This is a genomic window from Tropicibacter oceani (assembly GCF_029958925.1).
Classification (GTDB): domain Bacteria; phylum Pseudomonadota; class Alphaproteobacteria; order Rhodobacterales; family Rhodobacteraceae; genus Pacificoceanicola; species Pacificoceanicola oceani.
In genome coordinates, this window is record NZ_CP124616.1 from 784,022 (window position 1) to 796,186 (window position 12,165).

Annotated in this window: 11 protein-coding genes; 8 read left to right on the forward strand and 3 right to left on the reverse strand. The window is 61.2% G+C overall.

All coding sequences use genetic code 11. The annotated features are described in order from the left end of the window. Positions 1-101 precede the first annotated feature (101 nt). The 8 genes from QF118_RS03760 (at position 102) to gyrB (ending at position 9,623) form a co-directional block, all read left to right on the forward strand. The gene (locus QF118_RS03760; RefSeq protein ID WP_282301314.1) at positions 102-686 is read left to right on the forward strand and encodes a hypothetical protein; all 585 of its coding nucleotides are present in this window, start codon (positions 102-104) and stop codon (positions 684-686) included. 1 nt (position 687) lies between these two features. Next, the gene (mutM, locus tag QF118_RS03765; protein WP_282301315.1) at positions 688-1,539 is read left to right on the forward strand and encodes a bifunctional DNA-formamidopyrimidine glycosylase/DNA-(apurinic or apyrimidinic site) lyase; all 852 of its coding nucleotides are present in this window, start codon (positions 688-690) and stop codon (positions 1,537-1,539) included. 65 nt (positions 1,540-1,604) lie between these two features. Further along, the gene (locus QF118_RS03770) at positions 1,605-2,381 is read left to right on the forward strand and encodes an enoyl-CoA hydratase (protein WP_282301316.1); all 777 of its coding nucleotides are present in this window, start codon (positions 1,605-1,607) and stop codon (positions 2,379-2,381) included. A 171-nt stretch (positions 2,382-2,552) separates the two neighbouring features. Further along, positions 2,553-2,816, forward strand: a complete 264-nt coding sequence (gene rpsT, locus QF118_RS03775; protein WP_282301317.1) for a 30S ribosomal protein S20 — start codon at positions 2,553-2,555, stop codon at positions 2,814-2,816. A gap of 485 nt (positions 2,817-3,301) precedes the next feature. After that, positions 3,302-4,657, forward strand: a complete 1,356-nt coding sequence (dnaA, locus tag QF118_RS03780; RefSeq protein ID WP_282301318.1) for a chromosomal replication initiator protein DnaA — start codon at positions 3,302-3,304, stop codon at positions 4,655-4,657. A 170-nt stretch (positions 4,658-4,827) separates the two neighbouring features. After that, entirely contained in the window at positions 4,828-5,946 is a 1,119-nt protein-coding gene (gene dnaN, locus QF118_RS03785) for a DNA polymerase III subunit beta (RefSeq protein ID WP_282301319.1), read from the forward strand. A gap of 79 nt (positions 5,947-6,025) precedes the next feature. Continuing rightward, positions 6,026-7,126 carry a DNA replication/repair protein RecF gene (gene recF / locus QF118_RS03790; protein ID WP_282301320.1) on the forward strand — a complete coding sequence of 367 codons (1,101 nt, stop codon included), beginning with the start codon at positions 6,026-6,028 and terminating at the stop codon, positions 7,124-7,126. Positions 7,127-7,205: 79 nt separating this feature from the next. Next, positions 7,206-9,623 carry a DNA topoisomerase (ATP-hydrolyzing) subunit B gene (gyrB, locus tag QF118_RS03795; protein ID WP_282301321.1) on the forward strand — a complete coding sequence of 806 codons (2,418 nt, stop codon included), beginning with the start codon at positions 7,206-7,208 and terminating at the stop codon, positions 9,621-9,623. A 187-nt stretch (positions 9,624-9,810) separates the two neighbouring features. Here the strand turns inward: gyrB and QF118_RS03800 are convergent, their stop codons facing one another. From QF118_RS03800 to QF118_RS03810, 3 genes are read right to left on the reverse strand one after another with little or no spacing between them, the layout of a single operon-like run. After that, positions 9,811-9,987, reverse strand: a complete 177-nt coding sequence (locus QF118_RS03800) for an NAD(P)H-binding protein (protein WP_282301322.1) — start codon at positions 9,985-9,987, stop codon at positions 9,811-9,813. 17 nt (positions 9,988-10,004) lie between these two features. After that, positions 10,005-10,622: a glutathione S-transferase family protein gene (locus QF118_RS03805; protein WP_282301323.1), complete on the reverse strand. Its 618-nt coding sequence runs from the start codon at positions 10,620-10,622 to the stop codon at positions 10,005-10,007. Further along, a complete protein-coding gene (locus QF118_RS03810) occupies positions 10,619-11,995 on the reverse strand; it encodes an NAD-dependent succinate-semialdehyde dehydrogenase (protein WP_282301324.1) in 1,377 nt (458 codons plus the stop codon). Before QF118_RS03810 ends, QF118_RS03805 begins: the two co-directional genes overlap by 4 nt. Positions 11,996-12,165: the final 170 nt, after the last annotated feature.

A 12,165-nucleotide genomic window follows, 5' to 3' on the forward strand; every position in this document is an offset into this window, starting at 1 on the left:
ATCGGTCCGATCCAGCCATCCTACTGTCGCATTTGTGCTTAAACTCATGCGAGTCAAAGGACAAACGGTCAAATCCGCGCAAATCAGGGGAGCCATTTCAGATGACCATGTTGCTGATGTACTGCATCGTTCCGTTGGTGATCACGGTGCCCCTGCTGCGCTTTGTCCTGTTCCGCAGGCTTTTCGGCTTCAAGGACATGCGCAAGGGGGTCAAGGTCTTCTTTTCCGAACACGGTCAGGATGCGCGCACCATCTACAATGCAGGCACCAAGAGGGGGCCGAAACAGATCGGTGGGATGGCGCTGTTCGAGGCGACCAAGGGCGCCAAGTACCTGCCGCCGCTTCTGATTGTCTGGATCGTGATCCTGTTGTTCCAGATGGGTGAAATGAGGGGTGGATCGGATTGGATCGCGTTGGTCGTCTTTCTGGCGGGCAGTGCCTATCTGTGCACCTTGAACTATCGGTTGCGCATCGTCCTGGATGGCAACGAGATGCACAAACTGGATTGGCGGTTCCGGCACCAGACCTATGACCTTGCACAGCTTGTCTGGGCAGAGCAGGATAGCTCCGAGTCCTACAGGCTCGAATTCGAGGACGGTCGCTCGGCCTATATCCTGCGTTGGATCACCGGCCACGACGTGTTCAAGGACTGCATTCTCAACGCGTTGGAAATCAACAAGAGGTAAGATGCCCGAATTGCCAGAGGTCGAAACCGTCCGCCGTGGTCTTGCCCCCGCGATGGAAGGGCAGGTGATCACGCTGGCACGGGTGAACCGGCCCGACCTGCGCTGGCCCTTTCCGGACAACATGGCACAGCGGCTGACCGGTGCGCGGGTTCTGGGACTGCGGCGGAGGTCGAAGTATATCCTTGCGGATCTGGACCGGGGCGAAAGCCTGTTGATCCACCTGGGCATGTCGGGGCGGATGCTGGTGTCGGGCGATCCCCTGGGGCAGTTCGTGCACGACCACCCCGCGCCGGAAAAGCATGACCATGTGGTGCTGGACATGGCAAATGGCGCGCGCATCACCTTTAACGATCCGCGCCGCTTTGGCGCGATGGATCTGCTGCCCACGGCCACGGCCGAGGCGCATCCGCTGCTGGCCTCGATCGGGCCGGAACCCTTGGGCAACGGGTTCAGCGAATCCCATCTGGTGGCGGCGCTCAAGGGGCGTTCCATGCCGATCAAATCGGCGCTTCTGGATCAGAAAATCGTCGCCGGTCTGGGCAATATCTACGTTTGCGAAACGCTTTACCGTGGCCGAATTCACCCAGCACGCCGCGTCACGAAAATCGCCCAGCGGCGCATTGCCGCGCTTGTTCCGATCATCCGGCAGGTGCTGTCCGAAGCCATCGAAGCCGGCGGTTCCAGCCTGAAGGATTTTCGGCAAGCTGATGGAGAACTTGGATATTTTCAGCACAGTTTCGACGTCTACGGCAGAGAGGGGGCACCCTGCAAAACCCCGGGCTGTACCGATCATGTCAGGCGAATCGTCCAGTCGGGGCGGTCGTCCTTCTACTGCCCTTCGTGTCAAAGATAGCTTGAACCAAGGCGCGAGAATGGTAAGCGTTAGCGCCTGACGGAAATGGACCGGAGCCGAACCCTATGGCCTATGAGACGATCATCGTCGAAGTCGAAGACCACGTCTGCACGATCAAGCTGAATCGCCCCGACGCGTTGAACGCGTTGAATTCGCACCTGCTGGGTGAATTGGGTGACGCCCTGACCGATGCGGACCAGAACGACAAGGTGCGGTGCATCATCATCACCGGATCGACCAAGGCATTCGCCGCTGGCGCGGACATCAAGGAGATGTCCGAGAAAAGCTATGTCGACATGTTCCTGTCCGATTTCTTCGGACGCGAAGGCGAAACCATCTGCCGCACCCGCAAGCCGATCATCGCAGCGGTGGCCGGCTATGCGCTGGGCGGCGGTTGCGAGCTGGCGATGATGTGCGATTTCATCATCGCGGCGGACACGGCCAAGTTTGGCCAGCCGGAAATCAACCTGGGCGTCATGCCCGGCCTTGGCGGCACTCAGCGCCTGACGCGCTTTGTCGGCAAGTCGAAGGCGATGGAAATGAATCTGACGGGCCGCTTCATGGATGCGGACGAAGCCGAGCGTTCGGGGCTGGTCAGCCGCGTCGTTCCGGCCAAGACCCTGATGGAAGAGGCCCGCGCCGCCGCGGACAAGATCGCCGAAAAGTCGATGCTGACCACGATTGCGGTCAAGGAAGCAGTCAACCGGGCCTATGAAACAACCCTGTCAGAGGGGTTGCTTTACGAACGCCGTCTGTTCCATTCGCTGTTCGCGACCGATGACCAAAAGGAAGGCATGGCCGCCTTCACCGAAAAGCGCAGCGCACAGTTCCGCGACCGCTGAGACAAGGGGGCAAGGTCGGAAAGGCCTTGCCCACAAGACCCCGGCGCTGTATAGGCGCCGGTGATACATGCGCGTGATGCCCGCTAGGCAAGAATCGGTCCGACAGGAAATTCGGGTCTCGTAGGCGTTGCGCATTCGAAATTCAGACACGAAAAACCAGGACAGATCATCATGGCCAATTCGCCCCAGTCGAAGAAACGCGCACGTCAGAGCGAAAAGCGTTTTGCAGTCAACAAAGCCCGCCGTTCGCGCATCCGCACCTTCCTGCGCAAGGTCGAAGAAGCCATCGCATCGGGCGACAAAGAGGCCGCAACCGCCGCTCTGCGCGAGGCACAGCCCGAACTGATGCGCGGCGTCACCAAAGGCGTTTTCCACAAGAACACCGCATCGCGCAAAATGTCGCGTCTGGCATCGCGTGTGAAGTCGCTGGGCTAAGCCCACCACTACATAATGTGTAATTATTTAGGCGGCGCCACTATATGTGGCGCCGTTTTTCGTTTCTGTAACTATTTGACACGGAAAGAGATTCTTTTCCGGGAATCCCGAGTCAAGATGCGAAGATCAGTTGCCCGAACGATGGCAAGCTTGCTAATTTCCCCAAGCGAGTCACATCGCAGGGGGGACAGGTTGCCAACGCGGGGTCAGGATCGCTTCTGACACTGCGTTCGAATGCTGAATGCCGCTGCCAAGGCGTGCGACAGTAGCGGGGGAAACCCCGGCCATGTCCAATGACAAAACGCGGGTCGCATCGGCCTTGCTCTAGCTGCTGCCAGGGCTGCCATCGCAGACACTCAAGGCCCAAGGCCAAACTCATGCCGCATTGGCATGGGATGGCTGCGTATTGTTTGCGAGCAAGTGACAGCCGCCGGGTTTGCAGCCGGTGCGGGCATAGGCAAGACGAAGACACGGAACGGGGACAAATGACTGACGAACAGTGGGGCGCATTACAAACAACGATTTGTAAGACGGTGGGGGACAACAACTATCAGACCTGGATCAAGCCGCTCCGATTCTGTGGTCTGGAAGGGGGGGTCGCACGATTCGACGCCCCGACGAATTTCTTTGGAAACTACGTGTCGCAGAATTTTGGGGATTTGCTGATCTCGCAGATCGCCAGCGTGAATCCCGGTGTCAGACGTCTGACCTTCAAGGTCGGGGATGCCGCCAATTCCGTTGCCACGCCGCCCGCGCCCAAGCCCGAGCCTGCCGCCGCCGCCCAACCTGCGCGCGATGAACTGCCCGGCGCGCCTCTGGACAGCCGGTTCACCTTTGACAGCTTTGTCGTGGGCAAGCCGAACGAATTGGCCCATGCGGCAGCCAAGCGCGTGGCAGAAGGCGGCCCCGTCACGTTCAACCCGCTGTTCCTGTATGGCGGCGTCGGCCTGGGCAAGACCCACCTGATGCACGCCATCGCGTGGGAATTGCGGGCGCGCAATCCCGGTCTGGTCGTGCTTTACTTGTCGGCGGAACAGTTCATGTACCGGTTCGTGCAGGCGCTGCGCGAACGCCGGATGATGGATTTCAAGGAAATGTTCCGCAGCGTCGACGTGCTGATGGTCGATGACGTGCAGTTCATCGCCGGCAAGGACAGCACGCAGGAAGAGTTCTTTCACACTTTCAACGCGCTGGTCGATCAGAACAAACAGATCATCATTTCGGCCGATCGTGCCCCCGACGAGATCAAGGACCTGGAAAACCGCATTCGGTCGCGTCTGCAATCGGGTCTTGTGGTCGACCTGCACCCGACGGATTACGAGCTGCGCTTGGGCATCCTTCAGACCAAGGCGGAAATGTACCGCGCCCACTACCCGGGCCTTCAGATCGACGATGGCGTTCTGGAATTCCTCGCCCAACGGATCAGCACCAATGTGCGCGTTCTCGAAGGGGCTTTGACCCGTTTGTTCGCCTTTGCCAGCCTTGTGGGCAAGCCGATCAACATGGATCTGGTGCACGACAGCTTGGCCGATGTGCTGCGCGCCTCGGAGCGCAAGATTTCCATCGACGAGATCCAGCGCAAGGTGGCGGACCACTACAACATCCGCCTGTCGGATATCGTCGGGCCCAAGCGTGTGCGCACCTTTGCCCGCCCGCGGCAGGTGGCGATGTACCTGTGCAAACAGCTGACCTCGCGCAGCTTGCCGGAAATCGGACGCCGCTTTGGCGGGCGCGACCACACCACCGTCATGCACGGGGTGCGCCGCATCGAAGAGCTGCGCCAGCAGGACGGCCAGATCGACGAGGATGTGGAAATGCTGCGCCGCGCATTGGAAGCCTGATCCTGAGACTCTGGCACAACAGGTTTGATCGGGGCGGTCCTTGGATCGCCCCTTTGGCTTGACGGGACCTTGACGGGCTTTGACAACCGTCCGACAAAACGTGAAAACGGGCTTGGAGTGCGCGCATCCACAGGCTAGGGTGCGCCTCCGGCTTTGCAGAGGGTAGGGCAATGAAGATCAGCATTGAACGGGCGACGCTGCTGCGCGCCGTGGCGCAGGCGCAATCGGTTGTTGAGCGTCGGAACACCATTCCGATCCTGGCCAACGTGCTGATCGAAGCCGAGGGCGATACCGTCACCTTCCGCGCCACCGATCTGGACATCGAGGTGCAGGACAAGGCCCCCGCGCAGGTCGAAAAGGCCGGCGGCACGACCGTGTCGGCCGTGACCCTGCATGAAATCGTCCGCAAGCTGCCGGATGGCGCGCTGGTGTCGCTGACCGAAGAGGCGGGCACGGGGCGGTTGACCGTCGCGGCGGGGCGGTCGAACTTTTCGCTTGCAACGCTGCCGCGGGATGATTTCCCGGTCATGGCCAGCTCGGAATACGCGTCGAATTTCACCGCCAAGGCCGCCGTGCTGCGGCGGTTGTTCGACAAGTCGAAATTCGCCATCTCGACCGAGGAAACCCGGTATTACCTGAACGGTGTCTACATGCACGTGGCCGACGCCGATGGTGGCAAGGTGCTGCGCTGCGTTGCCACCGATGGTCACCGCCTGGCGCGGATTGACGCGCCCTTGCCTGATGGGGCGGGGGACATGCCTGGCGTGATCGTGCCGCGCAAGACCGTGGGTGAAATGCGCAAGCTGCTGGATGATGACGACATGGATATCGCCGTGTCGGTGTCGGAAACCAAGGTGCGCTTTGCGACGCCGGAAATCACGCTGACCTCCAAGGTGATCGACGGCACTTTTCCGGATTACACCCGCGTTATTCCGCAGGGCAACACCCGCAAGCTGGAAGTGGACGCCAGCGAGTTCGCCAAGGCGGTGGACCGTGTGGCCACCGTGTCGTCGGAACGTTCGCGCGCCGTCAAGCTGCAACTGGACGAGGATCGCCTGATCCTGTCGGTGAACGCCCCCGACAGCGGCGCCGCCGAGGAAGAGCTGGCCGTGGCCTATGGCGACGAGCCGCTGGAAATCGGATTCAACGCCAAGTACCTGCTGGAAATCGCGTCTCAGGTGGATCGCGAGAACGCGGTGTTCATGTTCAATTCGTCGGGCGACCCCACGTTGATGCGCGAAGGCAATGACACCAGCGCGGTCTATGTCGTCATGCCGATGCGCGTCTGAGCAGGGCGATTTTTCTGCGAAAAATCGTGCCTCCGGCGGGAGTATTTTGACCAAGAAGAAGAGAAGGGGAGGCGCGTAGATGTATCTGTCGCGTCTGACCCTGTCGCATTTCCGGTCGCACCGGTTGGTGCGGCTGGACATGGATGCGCGCCCTGTGGCCATTTACGGGCCGAATGGCGCGGGCAAGACCAACCTGATCGAAGCGGTGTCATTGTTTTCCCCCGGACGCGGGCTGCGCCGGGCCTCGGCGGCGGAAATGGCACGCCGGCCCGAGGCGCTGGGCTGGAAGATCGCGGGCACCTTGAATGGCCCGGACGGCGCGCACGAGATCGCCTTTTCCTCTGAGAATGGTGCGGCGCGTCAGGTTCAGATCGACGACAAGGCGGCGTCTCAGGTGGCCTTGGGGCGGGTCGCGCGGGTGGTCTGGTTGATCCCGGCGATGGACCGTTTGTGGATCGAAGGCGCCGAGGGTCGGCGGCGCTTCATTGATCGCATGACCCTGTCGTTTTTCCCCGATCATGCGCAGGCGGTGCTGGATTACGAAAAGGCCATGCGCGAGCGCAACCGCCTGCTGAAAGAGCAGGTGCGCGATGCCCATTGGTATGGCGCGCTTGAGGCGCAGATGGCCAAGGCGGGGGCCGCCGTGCATGCCAACCGCGTTGCCAGCGTCGAGCGGTTGGCCCTGTCGCAGCAAGAGGCCGAGACGCAGTTCCCGGTGGCCGAACTGGAGTTGACCCAGACCGAGGGCGAAATGCCCCAGAGCGAAGCCGATCTGCGCGCCGCCCTGGCCGAAAGCCGGTTTCGCGACATGGCGGCGGGGCGGTCACTGGTCGGGCCGCATCGGGCGGATCTGTACGGGGTATTCGCGGCAAAGGGAGTGCCGGCGTCCGACTGTTCGACGGGGGAGCAGAAGGCGCTGTTGATCTCCTTGATCCTGGCCAATGCGCGTGCCCTGGCGCAGGACCTTGGCGCGCCTCCGATCGTGTTGCTGGACGAGGTTGCCGCGCACCTGGATGCAGGCCGCCGTGCCGCGCTTTATGACGAGATTTGCGCGCTTGGGGCACAGGCCTGGATGACCGGAACGGGCCCCGAGCTTTTCGGGGATCTGGGCGACCGGGCCCAGCATCTGGAAGTGACGGACGAGGCGGGTGAATCGCTCGTGGCGCGTCTGGGGAATTGATACCAAATCTTGTGTCTGCGGCGTGACATTCCCCCCTGATACCGCTATAAATCCGGACAAAATAACAAAGGAAGACGGCATGTCCGACGCTGCAGGCGCCCCCGAAGAATACGGCGCAGATTCCATCAAGGTTCTCAAGGGCTTGGAGGCTGTTCGCAAGCGTCCCGGCATGTATATCGGGGACACCGACGATGGCTCGGGCCTGCATCACATGGTCTACGAGGTCGTGGACAACGGCATCGACGAGGCATTGGCCAAGCACGCCGACTATGTTCACGTCAAAATCCATGACGACAGCAGCGTTTCGGTGCGTGACAACGGGCGCGGCATTCCGGTCGCCATCCACGCCGAAGAAGGCGTTTCCGCCGCCGAGGTCATCATGACCCAGCTGCACGCGGGTGGCAAATTCGACAGCAATTCCTACAAGGTTTCGGGCGGTCTGCACGGGGTCGGCGTTTCGGTGGTGAACGCGCTGTCGGTCTGGCTGGAGCTGCGCGTCTGGCGCAACGGCAAGGAACATTTCGCCAAGTTCGAACATGGCGAGACGACGGAACACCTGCGCGTGGTCGGCGACGCCGAGGGCGAAACCGGGACCGAGGTGCGTTTTCTTGCCTCGACCGATACTTTCAGCAACCTTGACTACAGTTTCGAGACGCTGGAAAAACGCCTGCGCGAACTGGCTTTTCTGAACTCGGGCGTGCGGATCATTCTTGAGGATGAACGCCCGACCGAGCCGCTGCGCTCTGAGCTGTTCTACGAAGGCGGCGTGAAGGAATTCGTCAAATACCTGGACCGGCACAAGCAGTCCGTCATGGACGAGCCGATCTATATCATCGGCGAAAAGGACGACATCGGCGTCGAAATCGCCATGTGGTGGAACGACAGCTATCACGAAAACGTCCTGCCCTTTACCAACAACATTCCGCAGCGCGATGGCGGCACGCATCTGGCGGGCTTTCGCGGGGCGCTGACGCGGACGATCCAGAAATACGCGCAGGAAACCGGGATCGCCAAGCGCGAGAAGGTCAACTTTACCGGCGATGACGCGCGCGAAGGTCTGACCGCCGTGCTGTCGGTCAAGGTGCCGGACCCCAAGTTCAGCTCTCAGACCAAGGACAAACTGGTTTCGTCCGAGGTGCGCCCGGCCGTCGAAAGCATGATGAACGAAAAGCTGCAGGAATGGTTCGAAGAGAACCCGGCGCAGGCCAAGCAGATCATCAGCAAGATCATCGAAGCCGCCTTTGCCCGCGAAGCCGCCCGCAAGGCACGCGAACTGACCCGGCGCAAGACCGCCATGGACGTCAGTTTCAACGCCGCCAAGCTGAAGGATTGTTCGGAAAAAGATGCCTCCAAGACCGAATTGTTCCTGGTCGAGGGCGACTCGGCCGGGGGGTCGGCGCAGACCGGGCGCGACCGCCGCACACAGGCCATCCTGCCCCTGCGCGGCAAGATCCTGAACGTCGAACGCGCGCGGTTTGACCGGATGCTGGGCAGCCAGGAAATCGGCAACCTTGTCATGGCTTTGGGCACCGGCATTGGCCGTGATGAATTCAACATCGACAAGCTGCGTTACCACAAGATCGTCATCATGACCGACGCCGACGTGGACGGCGCGCATATCCGCACGCTGCTGCTGACCTTCTTCTATCGACAGATGCCGCAGCTGATCGAACGCGGGCACCTGTATATCGCGCAGCCGCCGCTTTATAAGGTCGCGCGTGGCAAATCCGAGGTTTACCTCAAGGACCAGGCCGCCTTGGACGACTACCTGATCCAGATGGGGATCGAAGGGGCGCAGCTGAAACTGGGCCACGGCGAAGTCATCGTCGGTCAGGATCTGGTGCGCGTGGTCGAAGAGGCGCGCCAGCTGCGCCGCGTTCTGGACGCCTTTCCCACGCATTACCCGCGCCATATCCTGGAACAGGCCGCCATTGCCGGGGCCTTTGTGCCCGGCGCGGTGGATGCCGACCTGCAAGGCGTGGCCGACAAGGTCGCGGCGCGTCTGGATCTGGTGGCGCTGGAATATGAACGCGGCTGGCAGGGCCGGATCACGCAGGACAAGGGCATTCGCCTGGCGCGCATCCTGCGCGGCGTCGAAGAGGTTCGGACCATGGACGGCCCGATGCTTCGATCAGGCGAGGCGCGCAAGACCGGCACCTTTACCCAAAGCCTGCAGAACGTCTACAACACCCCTGCGGTGCTGGAACGCAAGGATCGCCGTCAGATGATCCACGGCCCGCTGGACCTGTTGCAGGCCATTCTGGACGAAGGCGAAAAGGGTCTGACCCTTCAGCGCTACAAGGGGCTTGGGGAAATGAACCCCGGCCAGCTGTGGGAAACCACGCTGGACCCGGACGCCCGCACCCTGCTGCGCGTGACCATCGACGACATGGCCGAGGCGGACGATCTGTTCACCAAGCTGATGGGCGATGTTGTGGAACCACGCCGGGAGTTCATCCAGGACAACGCGCTGAGCGTGGCGAACCTCGACTTTTAAGGTCGTGTAGGTGAGCGCATATTTTTTCGCGGCGCGCATATTTTTTTGCGTGCCGCGGATAGGATTATTCTTAATAAATTATATTTATCAATGACTTATAGGGGAATTGTGAAGCCCCCCGTTTCGGACGGTCTTCTACAACCGTAAAAATCGGCACTGAAGTTCGACCTTCGTTTTGCTGAGCCGATCAAGACCATGAATGAGTCAGGTCGGCATGGCGCAGGTTTGCGGCTTTGGGCAAGACGCTGATGTCCGAGCTGTCCCTTGTAAGCGCGACGACCTTGTGGCCCTGATCCACAAGGTCCCGGGTCAGGATGCGGCCGGTTTTACCGCTGGCACCGGCGACGAGAATTCTCTTGGACATATCTGTTCCTTTCCAAGTCATGGCGCAGGCGGAGCCATCGGGCCGGCGGCCTGCGTGGCGGCGATGTAGCCGGGCTGTTTCTGCAGGGCGTTCCAATAGGACGCGATGGCGGGGTGGTCGGTAAGCAGATCAAATCGAGCCAGAAGCGCCACGATATAAGACAGCTGGATGTCCGCCAACATGGCCCGCTCCCCGAACAGCAGCGGGCCATCACCGATGGCCTGCGCGATGTAGTCGAGGTGGCGGTTCAGCGCAGCGAGCGCATCGTCCGGCGCGGGCTTGCCGCGAAAGGCGGGCAAAATCGCCTGCAGGGCGGCTTCGGCCAACGAAGCCTCCACATAGTCCAGCTGCGCCTCGTGCTGCCAAAAGGCTGGCGTGCCCGGCGGCGGTGCGTGGGTGGTGTCGCCGTACTTGGCCGCGAGATAACGCAGGATCGTGGCGGATTCGGCGATCAACTCACCTTCGTCCTCGATGACCGGGGATTTGCCCAGAGGATGCACCCGTGCCAACGCTTCGGGGGCGCGGAAGGCCTCGGTGCGGTCATAGTCGACCCGATTGCAGGGCTGGCCAAGGTCGGCCAGCAACCACAAGACACGGGTCGCGCGCGAATATTTCAAAGCGTGCAACGTGATCATGGCAGGAAGATCGCCTTTGCGTTGGTAAATTCCTTCATGCCAAAGCCGCCATGTTCGCGGCCATAGCCGGAATCCTTCACGCCCCCAAAGGGCATGTTCGGATCGGCGGCACCAAAGGAGTTGATCCGCACCATGCCGGTGTCGAAGTGATCGCGGGCGAGTTTCAGCGCACGCTCTTCGTCCTGGCAAAAGATCCCGCCGCCAAGGCCGTAGCGGCTGTCGTTGGCGATGCGCATCGCATCCTCGTCGTCCCGGGCGCGGATCACCGCGGCAACCGGACCAAAGATTTCGTCGTCATAGGCCGGCATCCCTGGCGCCACGTCCACCAGCACGGTGGCGGGATAATAGGCGCCGCTGCGCTCGGGCGCGGTGCCACCGCACAGCACCTTGGCGCCTTTTGCGATGCTTTGCGTTACCTGTTCCTTGACCGTCTGAAACTGGTCGTCGCTGGACAACGGGCCCAGTTGGGTGTCCTCATCCATCGGGTCACCCATGACGATCGACTGCATCTGATCGACAAAGGCCGAGACGAAGGCGTCATAGACCTTTTCGGTCACCACGAAACGCTTGGCTGATACGCAGGTTTCGCCGTTGTTGTAGAGCCGCCCCATAACGGAATATTTTACTGCTGTTTCGATGTCGGCATCCTCCAGCACGAGGTAGGCATCATTCGAGCCAAGCTCCAGCAGTGTCTTCTTCAGCGCCTTGGCAGCCACGCCGCCGATGTGCCGGCCGGCGCCGTCGCTGCCAGTCATCGTGACGCCCCGCACAAGGGGGTGTTCGATCAGCGCGTCGCTGGTGTCGTGGTCGATCAGGATGACCTGGAACAGGTCTGCGGGCAGGCCGGCCTCGATGCACAGTTCGCGCAGGCGCAGCCCCGATCCAGTACAGATGCTGGCGTGTTTCAGCACGCAGGCGTTGCCCGCCATGAGGTTCGCGGCCAGCACACGTACGGGCTGGTAAAGCGGGAAATTCCACGGCTGGATCGAATAGATCACACCGATGGGTTGATGGCTGACAACACCGCGCGCGCCCTTGGTACCGTGGGTACGCTCTTCGTCGGCCAGCACGTCAGGTCCGTGCTGCGCGGTGTATTCAAGGATCGCGGCGCAGATCTCGACTTCGGTCTTGCCGTCCTTGTACAGCTTGCCCGTCTCACGGGTCATCAGCTTGGCCAGCTCGTCGGCGTGGTCGCGCAGAACCTTGGCGATCCGTATCAGATAGGGCGCGCGCTTGGCATGGGATTTCCCGCGCCAGTCCAGGAAAGCTGCATGCGCGGCCTCCAGTTTCTGCACGGCCTCATTTCTGGTCATCAACGAATAGGTCTCGATGGCCTCGCCGTTTGCGGGGTTGGTCGTCGTGATGGTAGACATGGTGGCTCCTTCATTCATCAAAGAACCAACCCTCCGGGGCAGTTTGGGTTCCTGCCTTTGGTCGAGCCAATGCCTCAGATCACCTAGACGTTACATTGCGCATCCTCGTATGGAGCGCGTACCGGGCGGGAGTTGGGGCGGCTTTGTCCTACCTGTTCACGCGACATGCC